Annotated in this window: 14 protein-coding genes; 11 read left to right on the plus strand and 3 right to left on the minus strand. The window is 40.4% G+C overall.

Annotation, left to right across the window (positions count from 1 at the left end):
• Window positions 1–22 precede the first annotated feature (22 nt).
• Together priC and ACAY00_RS03480 are read right to left on the minus strand one after the other, a co-directional pair.
• Window positions 23–661 carry a primosomal replication protein PriC gene (gene priC / locus ACAY00_RS03475; protein ID WP_371377280.1) on the minus strand — a complete coding sequence of 213 codons (639 nt, stop codon included), beginning with the start codon at window positions 659–661 and terminating at the stop codon, window positions 23–25.
• Window positions 662–1,441 (minus strand): TSUP family transporter, encoded by a 780-nt coding sequence (locus ACAY00_RS03480; protein ID WP_371377283.1) that lies wholly within the window; start codon window positions 1,439–1,441, stop codon window positions 662–664.
• Window positions 1,442–1,950: 509 nt separating this feature from the next.
• On the opposite strand from ACAY00_RS03480, the gene ACAY00_RS03485 reads away from it, so the two are divergent.
• Complete coding sequence (locus tag ACAY00_RS03485; protein WP_371377286.1) at window positions 1,951–4,605, plus strand: TonB-dependent receptor domain-containing protein; 2,655 nt, start codon at window positions 1,951–1,953, stop codon at window positions 4,603–4,605.
• A 479-nt stretch (window positions 4,606–5,084) separates the two neighbouring features.
• Window positions 5,085–7,901, plus strand: a complete 2,817-nt coding sequence (locus tag ACAY00_RS03490) for a TonB-dependent receptor (protein ID WP_371377289.1) — start codon at window positions 5,085–5,087, stop codon at window positions 7,899–7,901.
• A 440-nt stretch (window positions 7,902–8,341) separates the two neighbouring features.
• Here ACAY00_RS03490 and ACAY00_RS03495 read toward each other — a convergent pair whose 3' ends face one another.
• The gene (locus ACAY00_RS03495; protein WP_371377292.1) at window positions 8,342–8,593 is read right to left on the minus strand and encodes a hypothetical protein; all 252 of its coding nucleotides are present in this window, start codon (window positions 8,591–8,593) and stop codon (window positions 8,342–8,344) included.
• 745 nt (window positions 8,594–9,338) lie between these two features.
• Here ACAY00_RS03495 and ACAY00_RS03500 point away from each other — a divergent pair.
• The 9 genes from ACAY00_RS03500 (at window position 9,339) to ACAY00_RS03540 (ending at window position 17,126) form a co-directional block, all read left to right on the plus strand.
• Window positions 9,339–10,112 carry a DUF3450 domain-containing protein gene (locus ACAY00_RS03500; protein ID WP_371379534.1) on the plus strand — a complete coding sequence of 258 codons (774 nt, stop codon included), beginning with the start codon at window positions 9,339–9,341 and terminating at the stop codon, window positions 10,110–10,112.
• Window positions 10,112–11,467 (plus strand): MotA/TolQ/ExbB proton channel family protein, encoded by a 1,356-nt coding sequence (locus ACAY00_RS03505; RefSeq protein ID WP_371377295.1) that lies wholly within the window; start codon window positions 10,112–10,114, stop codon window positions 11,465–11,467. Before ACAY00_RS03500 ends, ACAY00_RS03505 begins: the two co-directional genes overlap by 1 nt.
• Window positions 11,467–11,991: a MotA/TolQ/ExbB proton channel family protein gene (locus ACAY00_RS03510; RefSeq protein WP_371377298.1), complete on the plus strand. Its 525-nt coding sequence runs from the start codon at window positions 11,467–11,469 to the stop codon at window positions 11,989–11,991. The genes ACAY00_RS03505 and ACAY00_RS03510 overlap by 1 nt, the downstream gene beginning before the upstream one ends.
• Window positions 11,992–12,003: 12 nt before the next feature.
• On the plus strand, window positions 12,004–12,408 hold the full coding sequence (locus tag ACAY00_RS03515; RefSeq protein ID WP_371377301.1) for an ExbD/TolR family protein: 405 nt from the start codon (window positions 12,004–12,006) through the stop codon (window positions 12,406–12,408).
• Window positions 12,409–12,410: 2 nt separating this feature from the next.
• Window positions 12,411–13,037: an energy transducer TonB gene (locus ACAY00_RS03520; RefSeq protein ID WP_371377304.1), complete on the plus strand. Its 627-nt coding sequence runs from the start codon at window positions 12,411–12,413 to the stop codon at window positions 13,035–13,037.
• The gene (locus ACAY00_RS03525) at window positions 13,037–14,296 is read left to right on the plus strand and encodes a hypothetical protein (protein WP_371377307.1); all 1,260 of its coding nucleotides are present in this window, start codon (window positions 13,037–13,039) and stop codon (window positions 14,294–14,296) included. The genes ACAY00_RS03520 and ACAY00_RS03525 overlap by 1 nt, the downstream gene beginning before the upstream one ends.
• A gap of 667 nt (window positions 14,297–14,963) precedes the next feature.
• Window positions 14,964–15,512 carry an RNA polymerase sigma factor gene (locus ACAY00_RS03530; RefSeq protein ID WP_371377310.1) on the plus strand — a complete coding sequence of 183 codons (549 nt, stop codon included), beginning with the start codon at window positions 14,964–14,966 and terminating at the stop codon, window positions 15,510–15,512.
• A complete protein-coding gene (locus ACAY00_RS03535; protein WP_371377313.1) occupies window positions 15,505–16,212 on the plus strand; it encodes a hypothetical protein in 708 nt (235 codons plus the stop codon). The genes ACAY00_RS03530 and ACAY00_RS03535 overlap by 8 nt, the downstream gene beginning before the upstream one ends.
• A 2-nt stretch (window positions 16,213–16,214) precedes the next feature.
• Window positions 16,215–17,126: a hypothetical protein gene (locus tag ACAY00_RS03540; protein ID WP_371377316.1), complete on the plus strand. Its 912-nt coding sequence runs from the start codon at window positions 16,215–16,217 to the stop codon at window positions 17,124–17,126.
• The last annotated feature ends 16 nt before the right edge of the window (window positions 17,127–17,142 follow it).

Below are 17,142 nucleotides of genomic sequence, written 5' to 3' on the forward strand. Positions count from 1 at the left end.
TATTTGCTCTGATAAGCCGTAATTAAAACGCATTCTTTTCAGCCAATTCCAGTTCACGCTCTAATTGGCTGATTGCTTTTCGACAACGGCCTAAGCGTTGATGCAAAATCAATACTTGCTGTTGTAGTTCACTTTGCTGATTTGCTTTGCATTGATTTAACTCGGTTTCTTTATCAAATAGCATTTGCATCAGTCGTTTTTCAAAGCCGCGAGTTTCCGCAAGCTTAGCGTGTAACTGATGACTACCTTTCATTAAACCTTTGGCAATGTGTTGGTATTTATTTTGCTGAACTTGTTTTTGTGCTTGCAACCGATAGCGTCTCTGTAAGCGGTAATCGCTATCATGATGACGCGCACTGTTGGATTTAATCGCCGTAATTAAGCTGCTGATTTGTTGATCGAGCGTTTCTAATAATGAACTTTCTAATATGGTTTTGTTGCTTTGTTCTAAACGTTTAAGTTGAGTCAATTGTTTTAACGTGTATTGAACATAGTCGGCGTAATTTGAGCTGACGATAGGAAACAACTTTTGATCGAAAAGTGAGTCTTGTTGCAGATAATAATGCGACTTTTTTTGTTTGTTTTCTTGATCAACGGTTTTCGCATCGTCGTTCAATTGGAGCAGTAATTGTTCGAGTCGTTCTAATGCTTGTAAGCTCATTTATTGTATCCAAGCTGTATAGGTTAGTTTGATTGCCATAATTAACACGATTAAAGTAAAAATTGGACGAATAAATTTGCCACCATATCGAATGGCTGAGTGAGCACCGATCCATGAACCAATTAACATAAAGCTGCCCATGGTTAAACCAATAACAAAATTGACTTGACCAAGATAGATAAAGGTTAACAAGGAGGTGAAATTACTAATGAAATTCATACTTCTGGCCAAGCCCGAACTAAATAAAATATTCATTTTATACAAAGCCAATGATGATACCGTCCAAAATGCGCCCGTGCCAGGGCCGGCAATACCGTCATAAAATCCAAGTATGCCACCTTGTGAAATTTGCTTAAGATAAAGCGCACGAGTTTCTTTAGGAAGACGTGCCGACTCATTTAAACTTGAGCGACAAAAAAGGGTATAAAGACCACAAATGATAATAATGATAGGGAGCGCTTTATATAATATATCCTCACTCAGTAAGCTTACCGCCATGGTGCCAATGAATGCGCCTATTAGAGTGCTTATGGCGGCATATCGCCAAAACATAGGATTAAATAGTTTCTTTCTAAAGAAAGTAAAAGAGGCGGTAAAAGAAGCAAAGCAAGCAGAGAGTTTGTTGGTGCCTAAAACCACATGAGGGGGAAGGCCTGATGCCAGCAAAACGGGTACCGTCATTAAACCACCACCGCCGGCGATGGCATCAACAAACCCCGCTATTAACCCGACTAAAGCCAAAGTAATTAATAACCCCGGCTCTAAGGCTATATCTAACATAAACTCAGTTCTTACTAATGCATTAAACAGATCGCTAAGGGTGACCTAAGAGCGTCTAAAAAGCCAGTATTTTATCGTCATTTCATGATGAAAAGGTTTCAATTACATTTTTTTTAAATTTTTTTTAACTAATTGTCTTCTTTTTCTTTATGTTTTTTCATCTTTTACCCCTTTGCAAATTAATAGTCGTTTAAAAACAGTGGTTTACGTGTTTTTTTCTGTTGGTGATGTTTTTATTAACAGATTTACAGGCTTAACCTTTGATGGTTAAAAGTACACTAATGTTGCCACTGTGTTGCACCTGGGTAAGGTGAGTGTAAAAACCTTGTAACCTAGTGATACCAAGCGTTACAGAGTGTTACGGGGGTTGTTGACCTGTAACAAAAAATCGTTTTAATATGCTGGTTCACTCGAGAATTAGGTCAATAAAAATAATAAACCTCAACCACCTCGAATAAATAAAACTAAATAAAAATACCACTTTCCAATTTTGTGGTCTGGGAGTAAATATGTATAGCAATAACAAACTTACTAATGCAGTTCGTTTAGCACTATTAGTTGGTGCAACTGCAGGCGTATCAAATGTTGCGTTCGCAGAAGAAAAAGTGTCTAAAGTTGAACGAATCGAAGTAACTGGTTCACGTATCAAGCAAGTTGATTTAGAAAACAGTTCCCCTGTAACGGTTATTTCAGCTGTAGACATGGAAATGTCAGGTCTAACAACCGTTGGTGACGTTTTAAATAACATGTCATCAAACTCATTTGGTTCGTGGAAAGGTGTTTCTGGTTACGGTTCAGGTGCTTCAGCTTCTTCTAGCATTAACCTTCGTGGCCTAGGTTCTGATGCTACTCTAGTATTACTAGATGGTCGTCGTATGCCAGGTGATAGCTCTTCATCAGGTGCTTCTGCTGATACATCTCTTATCCCAATGTCAATTGTCGAGCGTATTGAAGTATTACGTGATGGCGCTTCAGCTGTTTACGGTTCTTCAGCGGTAGCTGGCGTAATTAACATTATCACTAAAAAAGACTTTGATGGTGTTAATGTTAAGTATGAAACAGAACAACCAAGCGTAGAAGGCGGTGATACGTCTCGTTTCTCATTAAGCACAGGTTTTACTTCAGAGAAAGGTAATATTGTATTTACCTTTGAACACGCTGAATCTGATGCTATTTTTGACCGTGAATTGTGGCCAGTATGGGATACTGATGTGTACGGTGGGTACAGTACATTTAGCCCAGTACCAAACTACAAAATCAATGGTAAAGGCAGTTATAAGACTAATTCTGAACTTTGTGCGCAAACTGCAAATGTAATCGATTTTACTGACGGTGAAGACAACGGTTACTGTGGTTACAACTACGGTGCTGTGACAAAATTCTACCCAGATTCAAACAAGAACTCATTCTTTACTAACTTTAACTATGAGTTAACCGATTCTGTAACCTTTAAAGGTCGTGCGATGGCGAGCTTAAACGAGACTGATGCTCGTTACGCTGGTACTCCGGTATCAACGACTAAAATTTGGATGGATGCAGACAACCCATACAACCCAGAAGGCGAAGACTTACAAGTACGTATGCGTTCAGAGTTTGTTGGCGCTCGTGATACCAAAACCGAAGTGACAACAACGGATATCGTACTAGGTTTCGAAGGTCAACTAGACATCGCTGACGGGATTGATTGGGAAGCTAACTACCAAAACAGTATCTCTAAAACCAATTCATTTGGCCGTAACCTAGTGAACGACGTTGCTCTACAAGCAACAATTGACTCTGGCGAGTATGATTTATTCAATACCTCGGGCATGAGCTACGCTGACTGGGAAACTCACATGACGGACTTTTTCCAACAAGCGCGTCACACCGGTAACTATGAAGGTCGTTACGAAAGTGAGCAAGTAGATGTATTAGCATCAACATCTTTATACGATAACTACGGTTTTACAGTAGCTGCTGTTGCAGGTGTTGAATTTGAGCAAATTACATTTAGCCAAATCTCAGATCCTGAAGCGGCTAATGGTTTCATCTCTGGTGGTTCAGGTGGCGATGACGTAGATGCTACTCGTGACCGTACTGCAGCATATGTAGAAGTACAGGCTGCTATGCCATACAACATCGACGTGAGCGCGGCTGCACGTTACGAAGAATACTCACAAGAAGGTTTAACAAACCTTGGTGTTTCTAAGTCTACTTTTGATAAAGTTATTCCAAAAGTTGGTATTACTTGGAGACCTATGGATGAGCTTTTAGTTCGTGGTTCTTGGGGTGAGTCTTTCCGCGCGCCAAACATGGGTGAAATGTTCTCTTCTTACGCGTTATCTTTTAACGACGTACGTGACACCACTTGGTGTAATGCCAACCCAGGTCAATACACCGACAGCTACTGTTCAGATAAAGGTGAGCAAGTTGCTACATGGTTTGGTGGTAACGCTAACCTAGGTGAAGAGTCTGGTGAGTCAATGACATTTGGTTTCGTTTGGAACATTCTTGATAACCTATCTGTTGAAGCTACCTACTACGATATCTCTTATGAAGATCGTATTGACAGCGTAGATGTCGATGAGCTTTTACGTATTGAAAAAGAAGAAGGTGGTTTAAACTCAACTCCTGATTCAATCGTTCGTTTACCAAATGGTCAAATCGACAGCATCTTTACTGGTTACATCAACAAAGCCTCTTTAGCAACTGATGGTATCGATTTAACGAGTCGTTACAGCCAAGAAACCTCTATTGGTGACTTTGGTGTTACATTCAACTATTCATACGTTATGTCGTTTGAAGAGAAAGTTGATGCCGACTCAGAAGCATTCGATTCTGCCGGTCTACAAGACTTCCCAGATATGAAAGCTGACATTGCATTGACTTGGACATACGCTGATTACACCGTTTCTTGGAATACCTTCTATGTAGCGGCTCAAGACTCTGGTAACGAAGAGTGGGGCGTAACTTACTTAGCAGACATCCCATCATACGTTAAGCACAATGCTCAATTATCTTGGATTGCCCCAACAGAGACAAAAGTTACATTTGGTGTGAACAACGTAACTGACACTGAAGCACCAACATGGTACGACGGTTTCCGTGACTACCGTGACGTTTCATGGTCACTATACGACTTAACAGGTCGTTCAATGTACTTACGTGTTGACCAGTCATTCTAATTGACGTCTTAGTTAACTAACTGATTAAAGCCCTGCTTAAATAGCAGGGCTTTTTTTTTAGCTATTTTTAGCTGTTATATCGGTTTGGACATCGCAAAAGTTAATAGGACCTAAATTTTAATTTTTGAGCTTTAGCTCGCACTAGTGTACGGTTTTTATTCAATTTTTATAAAAATAAAAAAAACATCGAGACTATTTACTGTTGCGGTTCTCAGCCCTTTTTTGTTTGTTTTACTATGTTTTTTACGGTTTTTCTTTGTTTTTATTCATTAAAACTGAATTAATATTCATTCGTGTTGTTTATGTTACCTTATGTTAATGTATTTGTTGGTAAAAAGTTAAATATTTATTGTTGACCTGTGACGTAAGTTGGTTCTATTATTGTGCTGAAGTAGAGTTTTAAAACTTAACTTAATACAAAGCAACATAGCTTTGATATTTAACAAAAGAATCACTGTATTGTGGTCCAGGGAGTAAACATGTATAGCAAAAATAGACTTGCCAAAGCAGTTCGTTTGGCTATGGTCTTCGGTGCAAGTGCAACTGCGGCACTTTCATCTTCAGCGTATGCCGAAGAAGAAGCATCGGTTGATCAGGTAGAACGTATTGAAGTAACCGGTTCGCGCATCAAACGTGCGGATATGGAAGGCGCAAACCCAATTCAGGTTATTACAAGGGAAGACCTTGTAAATACCGGTATCACCAACATGGGTGATATTCTTCAAGAAATACCATCCGTTGCTGGTGCAGCGACCAACACCGCGATTAACAACGGTGGTTCTGGTGCCGTTCGTGTATCATTACGTGGTCTAGGTTCTCCGCGTACCTTGGTATTATTAAATGGCCGTCGTATGGTGGCTTCAGGTACAGGTGCTAACAGCTCTGTCGACCTAAGTACAATACCAACCGCTATTGTAAAACGCGTTGAAGTATTAAAAGATGGTGCTTCTGCTATTTATGGTTCAGATGCGATTGGTGGTGTTGTTAACATCATCACTCGAGATGACTTTGAAGGCTTCGAATTTAACGCTGGTTATGATGTTGGTACCCAAGAGTGGGATGGCGACACCAAGAACATGGATCTAACCATCGGTTTCTCAAACGAAAAAGGCCATGCTGTTGTTAACGCTTACTACGTACAACAAAAAGCACAATGGTCTGGCGATCGTGATTGGTCTGCTTTTGAGTTTGACTTAGATCCTGAAACCCTAGAGTTTTCAAAAGGTGGTTCTTCGGCTCCACCATGGGGTCGTTACAATGGTATTGACGGCGCTGACGGTTGTTCTTCTTTCACTCACGGTGCCGGCAGTGGTCCAGGTCAATCTGATCCTACAGACTTTACCAGTCCAACTGGCTATGAGTGTTGGGATTGGGATGTTGACACATACAACTATGCACCTGCAAACTACCACTTAACACCACAAGAGCGTTACGGTTTATTTGCTTCTGGTTCATACGAAATCAACGAAGCAGCTCGTGTGTTCACCGAATTAAGCTTTAACCGTCGTACTTCAGACACTAAGCTTGCACCATTACCATTAGCGCCATTAGCGTTCTTTGGTTGGACTGATGCAACGTACTCTAAAGATAACTACTATAACCAAATCTTAGGGCCAAAAGATAAAGATGGTAACACCGTTGATATCGCTGATTGGCGCCGTCGTATGGTTGAAACCGGTGGTCGTGATTCGACATTCCGTGTTGAAACTGTTCGTGCAATGTTTGGTATTGATGGTGAATTACCAAACGGTTGGGGTTATGAAATTTCATACATCTTCGGTCGTAATGATGCTGCAACACGTGGTGCAGGTGGTGTAAACTTTGAGAAAGTGTCAATGGCTGTAGGCCCATCTTTCTTAGACGAAACCACGGGTGAAGTTGTTTGTGGTACTGCAGAGAACCCAATTCTTGATTGTACATCCCTAAACGTATTCGGTATTCCTTTTACCGATACGGGTGTACAAGAAGATATGTTAGATTACATCACTTTTGAAGCGCATGACTTTGGTTCAAATGAGCAGCAAGTGCTTTCTGCAAGCATCTTTGGTGACGCATTTGAATTACCAGCAGGTACCGTAGGTTTTGCTGCTGGTATCGAGCACCGTGAAGAAAAAGGTGATGATTACCCTGACGCATTAATCGCACTTGGTATTACCTCAGGTTCATCACGTACGTCTACTGTTGGTTCTTACTCAGTTGACGAAGTGTTCTTAGAAACCAATGTACCATTACTTAACGGCGTAACAGGCGCTGAGTCTTTAGAGTTAGATGCGGCTATTCGTTACTCTGATTACGATACCTTTGGTTCGACTACAAACCATAAGTTTGGTATTCGTTGGGTTCCATTTGAAGGCTTTGTCGTACGTAGTACTATTTCAGAAGCATTTAGAGCTCCATCAACATCGGACTTGTTCGCCGGTGCATCTGATAACAGCCCTGAAGTTGCTGACCCTTGTGCGACCAACCCAACTCAATTCTGTATCGCAGACGGCGTTCCTGCTGGCGGATTTGAGCCAATTGGTGACCAGTTATCATCAACTCGTGGTGGTAGCGACGATGTACAACCAGAAGAAGCTGATATCTTTACCGTTGGTTTAGTGTACAGTGCAAGCTGGTTAGAAGGTTTATCATTTACCGTTGATTACTGGGATATTGAAGTGGATAACGCTATCAGTACTCTAGGTGAGCAGTTAATCCTTGATAGCTGTGCGCAATCAGGTTTGTACTGTGACAAGATCACTCGTTTCACCAGTGGTCCTCTTGCCGGTAACTCAAGTGACATCGATGACCGTACAACCAACGTTGGTGGTGTAGAATCATCAGGTTATGACTTCAACGCAAGATACACAACGGAAATCGAATGGGGTCAATTAAGCTTAAACTTGGATTCTACATACTACGATACGTATGACATTACCCAAGCTGACGGCTCTGTCATTGAAAACGCAGGTTGGTTCTACCGTAACTCTGGTGACGGTAACTTCCCTGAGTGGAAGACGAACTTTGATGCGCGTTTACAAGCAGATGATTGGGCTCTAGGTTGGGCAGTTCGTTACATCGGTGAAGTAAATGAGCCGTTTGCGGATGAAGATGAAAAACGTACAATTGATTCTCAATGGATCCACGACGTACGCTTTACATACTACTTCGATAACATTACAACCACTGTCGGCTTTGACAACGTGTTTGATGAAGATCCACCGTTTGCGAACACTGGCTTCAACGATAACACAGACCCTCGTACATACAACACAACGGGTCGTCATGTATACGCTACTGTAGGTGTATCATTCTAGGGTAGAAAAACCCATTAGTTTAAATGTAATGAGGCTATGAATTAGCTCTTAAATAAATTTAACTAACGCTAAAAAACCAGCTGCTTGCAGCTGGTTTTTTTTATTTGTGTATTTAGCGCTATCTTTCAAATCTATAAAGAAACATAGAAACATAGAAACATAGAAACATAGAAACATAGAAACATAGAAACATAGAAACATAGAAACATAGAAACATAGAAACACAGAAAGAAATATAGAAAGGTAGAAAGATAGAAAAATTTATCTGTGTTCAGATGGCGCATTGATAAATGAGTCGGTATAAATACCGCGTAAGAGAAGGCATGCCCAATATGGTAAACATGGCACTTTTTTTAGCACCATGTACAAGGTGAAGGTTAACTGACTAAAAACGTGTGAGCGAAAAGAAGGACAAATAGGACTTAGTGTCATGCCCTATATTACTGATTGGTTGTTGATGTTCGGCCTTTGCGGCTGGCCTCTTTCATTGCTTGTTGATTTTTTTCGCGTACTTCAGCAGCAAGCTCTTTGGTCATGCATCTTTTTTTCTTCATGTGACTACCGGTCGAAGCAATATGTTCACAAACCATGTCTTCATTCTTGGCAATACCATTATATTTCTCATGCTCTGACTGACTTGGGGCACAGCCAGTAATAATACTGACTATACTTATGATTATAAGTGGTTTCATTAATCTCTTCCCTTTGGTTGAATAATAGACAACCCCAGTATGTTGGATGTACAGCGGATTGTAAACCATAGATTCTGTTTGCTATGGATCAAGTCAATGGTTAGCGTTTACAGTAAACTAGCCAAGAGTTTTACAAGAAAGCATTCACCGGCTCGAAATACACCGATTAAATGACGCTTTGGTCATCAACTAGAGTGCTTTAATCGTTTCGTACACTTACCGTTATATAGCGCGGAACATTGCCGATGATTGATTGTCAAAAGGAGGGTGGTTTAACCTAGTAAATTAGCGGGTAATGTCACAAGCTAATTTGTACAACATATTTGAGTTTCATATTTTAATAGACAGCGGATCTGAATCAGCCATCTTTACAGAAATAAATCTTGGCTAAATGTGGGTATTTTTTTGGCTAGATGTAAACTAATTGTTAAAGGTGCGTGTAAACTGCTCGTTTATCGCTGTGTTTTTGTTCGATGTGCTAATATCTAGTAAAATATTTGACTTTAATCTGTAGCTATTGTTTTATATACAGCTGTATTTTTACGAAAATCGATTAAAAATGACGAATTCTCGCAGTCTTTTTAGTCAATTAGTCTAAAAGACAGTAAATTTAATTTTTTATGAGCAACAAGTTAAAGCTAAGCCTTTTATTTTGATGTTTAAATAAATTCAGGACCACGAGTTTTCAAAAATGGAAACTTGCTGGAAAAAGTTAAATAGCAATTGGTTGGGAACTATGTCCAAAATAAGCAAGAAAAGCCTAATCGCTTCGTCGATTATTGGCGCCTTAGCTCTGGCAGGCAGCAATATTGCTTCTGCAAGCAGCCTAAAAGAACTTCAACAAGCGGAAGCTACCATCGTTAAAGCTTCAGTGAAGTCACAACAGAAAATCAACAGTCTTTATGAACAATCTCAGGAATTACTTGCTGAGTACCGTACAGTTGTTGACGAAACTGAAAACCTTAAAGTTTATAATGACCACGTACAGCGTTTGGTTAACGACCAACAAGCAGGTATCGATTCATTAGAGCGTCAAATCAGCACGATTGCGGAAACTAAGAAAGGTGTTGTTCCTTTAATGTACCAAATGATTGATGCATTAGAGCAATTCATTGCCTTAGACGTTCCAGTTAACGTTAAAGACCGTGAAGAGCGTCTTGAGCGCCTTAAAGATGTTATGTCTCGTCAAGGTATCTCAGTAGCTGAACAATTCCGTCTAGTACTTGAAGCGTACGAAATTGAAGCCGACTACGGTTCAATGTTCTCTGCTTACCAAGGTGAGCTAGACTTCGAAGGTCAAACTATCACTGTTGACTTCGCGCACCTAGGTCGTACTGTTCTAGTGGCACAGTCTTTAGACTTGAAAAACGCTTGGATTTACGATCACAGCGATCGTACTTGGAAAGCGTTGGGCGATGAATTCTTAAGCCCAATCACTAAAACAATCCGTATGGCGCGTAAACAAACTGCTCCTGATTTGATTAAATTACCAGTATACGCAGTGGGGGCTGGTCAATAATGAAAAAATTTATTAAAAATGCAGCTATTTTTGCAACTCTAACTTTAACGGCAGGCATTTCTGTAAATGCTTCAGCTAATCAATTAGATGAGTTGCTAAAACAAATCAAAAACGATCGTGTTTCTGTTGCTAAAATCGACAAGAAACGTGAACAAGAATTCTTATCTGAGCGTGCTGACAAGCAAGCACTTCTTAACAAAGCAAAAGCTGAGTTAAAAGCAGAGCAAGATCGCAACGATCGTTTAACTAAGCAATTCGCTGAAAACGAAATCACTTTAACCAACAAAGAATCTGAACTAGAAAACGCCAAAGGTGACTTAGGTGAAATGTTCGGTGTTGTTCGTCGTGCTTCAGGTAACGCATACGGTCGTATCGCGACTTCAATCGTTAGTGCACAATACCCAGGCCGTGAAGCGGTTCTTGATAAACTTGCTAACGCAAAAGAAATTCCAGTTCTTTCTGAACTAGAAGAACTTTGGTTTGCACTTCAAACTGAGATGACTGAGTCTGGTAAAATCTCTACTTTTGAAGCAGAAGTTACTCAGTTAAACGGTTCTAAGTCAATGGAACAAGTAACTCGTATCGGTACTTTCAACCTGATCTCTGAGCAAGGTTACTTAAACTTCAACGACGATGCTGGTCAAATTCAACCTCTAGGTAAGCAACCTGACGGCGGTATCTTAGGTTTAGTACCTGATTACTTAGCTCAAGACGCTGGTTACTCAGCTTTATGGCTTGACCCTGCAAAAGGTCAAATCCTTAACCTAGAAACTCAAAAAGCAACACTTGAAGACCGTTACCATCAAGGTGGTACAGTTGGTTACGTAATCACTGTAGTACTTATCATTGGTTTATTAATTGGTCTTGAGCGTATGATTTTCCTAGGCCTAATGGAAGCGAAAATCAAGAAGCAGCTTAAAAACCGTAACCAACCTAACTTAAACAACCCACTTGGTCGTATGATTAAAGTTTATCACGACAACAAAGGTGCTGATGCTGAAACGCTTGAGCTTAAGTTAGACGAAGCTATTTTACGTGAAACGCCGAAGATCGAACGTGGTATTAACCTAATCAAAATCTTCGCTGCTGTTGCACCATTGTTAGGTCTACTAGGTACAGTTGTTGGTATGATCGGTACGTTCCAATCAATCACGCTATACGGTACTGGTGATCCTAAGATCATGGCGGGTGACATCTCAATGGCACTTGTTACAACGGCAATGGGTCTAATCTGTGCTCTACCTCTAATCCTAGTTCACTCAATCGTGGCTGGTCGTGGTAAGTCGGTATTCCATATTCTTGACGAGCAAAGCGCGGGTATCGTAGCTGAAATCGCCGAGCAGGAGAAACAGTAATGATTTTCCTGATAGAACTTTGGGAATCTGTCAGGGAATTTATTGCGACAGGTGGCTTTGTTTTATACTTTGTTGCCATCGCTCTCTTCTTAATGTGGATCTTAATGATCGAGAAGTATTGGTTTTTAACCGCAGTATTCCCGAAAATGAAACGTGACATTATTGCACGTTGGGATGCTCGTGAAGATACAACTTCTTGGTATGCTCACAGAATTAGAGATAATTGGATTTCCGAAGCAGCAGAGATATTGGATGCACGCATGATCACCATCAGAACGTTGGTCGCTATGTGTCCCCTTATCGGCCTTTTAGGCACTGTAACCGGTATGATTGCGGTATTCGAAATTATGGCGGTACAAGGTACTGGTAACCCGCGCTTAATGGCAGCGGGTATCTCGATGGCAACAATTCCGACAATGTCCGGTATGGTTGCAGCACTGTCTGGCGTATTTTTTAGCTCCAGATTAGACGCGAAAGTAAAAATGGAGAAGGCGAAGCTAATCGATAGCTTACCTCATCACTAGAGAGATATTCTAATGGCTCGTAAAACAAGACGTGAAGAAGAAGATGCAGTAATTGATATGACACCGATGCTAGATATCGTGTTCATCATGCTTATCTTCTTCATCGTAACCACTTCATTCGTTAAAGAAGCTGGTATTGATGTGCAAAAGCCGAAAGCGGCTAATGCAAGTGCAAAACCATCTGCAAATATTTTCATCGCGGTTCGTGAGAACGGTGAAATTTGGATGGACAAACGTATGGTTGACGTAGAGCGTGTTTCTGCAAACATTGAAAAATTACTAGCAGAGCAACCTACAGATATCGTTATTATTCAAGCTGACAAGGGTGCCCGTCACGGTACTGTTGTAAAAGTAATGGATGCTATCAAGGACGCAGGGATCGATAAGATTTCAATTGCTGCAGCGACGGGTGGTTAATTATGGTTCGCTTTATAGTTTCAGCACTATTAGGCGTTGCAGTAACCTTTGCGTTGTTTGTCTTAATGGCATTCTTGATTTCAGGTGGGGCAAAGCGTTATGACGATGGCGGTAACAGCGTTGTTATCGAAATTTTGTCAACGCCGCCTAAGTCAAATGTTCAGCAACGTAAGCGTGTGCCGCCACCGCCGCCACCGCCACCTAAAACGCCGCCAAAACCTTCGACTCCTGAGCCGGAGATGAATAACAGCAATTCGGGTGTGACTTTCAACGTTCCAGGCGTTGAATTGAGTGGTACATCAACATCATTAGATGCTCCTGGTGCTGGTTTTGGTCGCGATGGTGAAGCAACACCTATCGTTCGTATCGAACCTAAGTACCCGATTCAGGCTGCTCGTGATGGTAAAGAAGGTTGGGTTCAACTGAGCTTTACGATTGACACATTAGGTGGGGTTAAGGATGTAGAAGTTATTGCTTCTGAACCAAGACGTATTTTCGATAAGGAAGCCAAACGTGCGCTTCGTAAATGGAAATACAAACCAAAAGTTGTTGATGGTAAACCAATTGAACAGCCAGGTATGACTGTACAGCTAGACTTTAGAATGAACCAGGAAGGAGGAGCACAATAATGATGAAAAAACTTATTACGTCTTCACTAATGGTTGCATTTGTTACGACAGCGGCATTACCAATGTCTGCAGTATCGTTTGCCGCTGATGCTCCTAAGCAAGAGCAAAAGAAGAAACGTACAAAGATCGTTGGTCCAGCCGTAGGTAAAAAAGTACAGAAAGCTTTTGAAGCCTACTCTGAAGATCGCATTGACGATGCTTTAGTGTTGTTATTGGAAATCGAAACCTCGAAAGAATATGATCGCGCCTATGTTGATCGCTTTATTGCGAACATGTACGCGACCAAAGGCGGTGCCGATACCAAGAAAGCGTTAAAGTACTTAATCAGTGCGACTAAAGACGAAGTTCTAAATGATAAAGAGCATTCTGATTCGATCAAATTACTTGCTGATTTACAGATGCAAGAGCAAATGTTCGAAGAAGCTCTAAAGAACTACGCGGCTTGGATGGCGTTTACGGGTGAAGAAGATGCTAACACGTATGTTAAAATTGCTAACGCCCACTACGCGCTAAAGCAATTGGATAAAATCATTGAGCCTGCCAATAGAGCGATCGCGCTTTTTGACAAGCCTAATCAAAATCCATACATTCTAAAGCTAACTTCTTACTATGAACGCAAGATGTACCGTGAAGCTGTTGATGTGTTAGAAACCGTTGTGGTTCTTTTCCCTGAAAAGAAAAACTGGTGGACGCAATTAGGTATGTTCTACACCCTAGTAGAAGATTACAAAAAAGCGTTATACACATTAGAAATGGCTTACAAGCAAGGTTTCCTTGAAAAAGAATCAGAAATCAAAATGCTTGCTAACCTTTATGCCAGCAACGATGTACCATATCGTTCAGCTAAATTGTTAGAAAAGTACATCGACAGTGGTTTGGTTACTCGTAATGAAACGAATATGTATGCCATGGCAAATGCTTTTCATGCAGCTCAAGAAGTTGAAACTGCAGCAAAGTATTTCGGTGAAACAGCAAAAATTTCAAACGATCCTAAACACTATCGTCGTCAAGGCATGTTGTTACAACAGGCCCAGCAGTATGATGCCGCTACACAAGCGCTTCAAAAAGCACTTGATTTAGATATCGATGACAAAGGCCGTGTTTACATGACTTTGGCAGAAGCATATTTCTATCAAAACAAGTTTAAGAAAGCGACAGTAGCGATTACAGAAGCACAGAAAGACCCTAAAACGCGTAAAGCGGCTAGAGCTTGGGCTTCTTACATCAAAGATACCGCAGAGCGTAAGAAAAAGATCTAATCTTTCTTAATGCCAATATAAAAAACCAGTCATTGACTGGTTTTTTTTTGTCTGTCATTTAAACGGTTATTTTTAATTTAATCAATAATACCAATCCCATTAAGCTTTTTTACACAACACAGAGTGAGATCAAAGGTTCACTACCAAGTTAAATCTTTTTAGCATAGTCATTCTATGGTTCAAAAATTTAAAGCCATTAATGGCTATTTGATGCACTCCCTCAGGGCGAGTTTTAAAGGTCTTTATTCTGTCTTATTGATTTTGATAAAGGAATGACCATTACCTGAATCAATAACTTGCCTAAAAACCTTTATATTTTCCTGAGTGAGCAAAACTTAGTGGGATTGGTATAAAGTCTATTCACATAAATCTTTAACCTTGACAGCACAAAGGGGGGAGGTGGTTAAAAGAGCAAAGCAGCTGTTATTAGAATCCCAACATTGAAAACAGCGTAATACACGACTCGATATAACCAATTCGATTTATTTAAATCGATGCTTCTTTTGAACCGATGGGTTTATAAGCTATTAAATTCTGATATTCCTCTTGTAATCAATCTATTATCAACTTATTTTAAAAAACTTAATTAAAAAAAGAACTTTATTCACGTTCCTCCCGACTATAAAACTAAATTGAAATAATCTAATTCGGCTCGTAAGGATTGAGAGTGTTTGAGCGCAATGATGAAGCATTAATAAAAAAAGCATTAAACGGCAGTAAATCCGCCTGGATAAGCCTGGTTAAACGCTATGAAAAACCCTTATACAATTATGCCTTTAGAATGGTGTCAAACCGAGAAGATGCGCTGGACTTGATGCAAGATATCTTTGTTGCAGTATTTAGAAACTTATCTTCGTTTCGAGGCGATAGTAAATTTAAAAGCTGGCTATTTCGCATTGCTCACTATCGTTGTATTGAGTTTTACCGGAGAAAAAAGTCGACTCTATCGTTAGATGACGAACCTGAAATGGAAGCTCAGAAGCACCAATCTTGTCCCGAACACAGCACCTTTCAAGCCCGACAATCGAGTGATTTAGTTGATGCCATGGGGCGCTTACCGATAAATCAACGTACGGTTGTTGAATTAAAGTTTTTTCAACATTTTACCTTTGAAGAAATATCAGAGCAGCTCGGGGTCTCTATTAATACGGTTAAGTCTCGTTTATACACAGCATTAGACAAATTAAAAATTACCTTGGAGGTAGATTATGTCTGAATCCGATAAACAATTTCAACGGTGGCTTGAGGGTAAACTGTCAACCGATCAATCTCGCCGTTTTGAGCAGTCTCTAGACACTGATGAGTTCACAAAAGACAGAATGGCTACAGCCAAACATATCGAACAGCAAGTATTTGCCTATGAACAATTGGAGGTACCTGCTTGGGATAGAGGCAATGCATATGAGGTCGGTAACCACTCATCACGGTTCTGGCCAGGTTGGGCGCCATTATCATTCATATTTTCTTGTTTAGCCCTAGTGTGCGTCGTGTTTGACGTTCAAGTTAGCTTTGAAAATCAAGGATTCACGGTTAGGGTAAATTCATCACAACACATAAATCAGACCGATCAAGGTCTAAGTATGCAAGCGTTTGACGACAAGCTAAAAGCCCATGCCTTAGAGCAAGAGTTAGTACTTGCTGACTTTGCTAGTCAGATGAATCAAAATATTCAGGCCAATAATTTACAGTTAGCACAATATTTGATCACCACGACTCGCAGTGAACGCCAGGAAGACATTGCTGATTTCTTAAAATACGTGAACCAACGCCAAAGTGAAGATGCTCTTGACGATAAATTGCGATTCCAACGATTGGAATATCAATTACAGAATCAGGCATTAAATTTCGCAACGGTTATGCAAAATCAAGATGAGATCAATCAACCAACATATCAAGAATCCAATATTGAGGAGTAACTATGAATAATTTAAATAGATCAGGTATCGCTATTGGCTTGATACTAATATCTTGTTCTCTTTGGGCAAATAGTCAAAGTGAATATGAACTACTAGGTAAACAGATGGGCATTATGTCCGACATTATTAAATCCAGTAGTCATAAAAACCCAAGTGACAAAAGCCTTAAAATCCATCATGTTGATCAGTTTTATTTAGCCGGACAAGGGGCAGTGTTCAACTTACGTACTGGCGCGGGTCCTAGGTTAGCCCATTCCGAGGAGGCGTTGATTGAACTCGTGCCACCAACAGCACCTATCGCCCCCGTTATAATTGACTCAAATTATGGGGATAATTTTGAAGTCATCATTGAACATTCAATAGAAGAAGCGAACTCAGCACTTGAGTTGGCAAAAGAGCAATTACGACTGAAATCCGATCAAAGTCGCGAACTGAGAGAGCAGCACAGACAGTTATCTTACGAACTGCGTGATTTAGAACGGGCAAAGCGTGATTTAAATTATCAAAAGTTACACAGCCAGGATAAAGATAAAGACGTTATCGAACAAGATTTAGCCAAGCTTGAATTGCGAGAAGCGACGTTAGAAAAAAACAGAGAACAGTTGAAAGAGAAAAAAGCCGCACTTCGAAAGCAGTTGCGCACAGAACAACAAGAAAAATTCCAACGGCATCAAGAGTTATTGCAACAACTTGAGGTTAACGTCACTCAATCTTTGTGTGATTACGGTGGTGGATTAAAAGCCTTACCAGCAGATGAACACGTTACCATCGTCTTTACAAACTCTGGTGTTCGTACTCGAACTGGGATAAAAGATAAGGTAATGGTGTTTAAGAAAAAAGATATTCGAGAATGTGCCCTAGAAAATATTAAGGCTGACACTTTGTTATCGCGAGCCACACGTTATCAATTTTAGGTGTTAACCCAACAAA

Origin of the sequence: Thalassotalea sp. 273M-4, from assembly GCF_041410465.1 — a bacterium.
In the GTDB taxonomy this organism is placed as follows: Bacteria; Pseudomonadota; Gammaproteobacteria; order Enterobacterales; family Alteromonadaceae; genus Thalassotalea_A; species Thalassotalea_A aquiviva.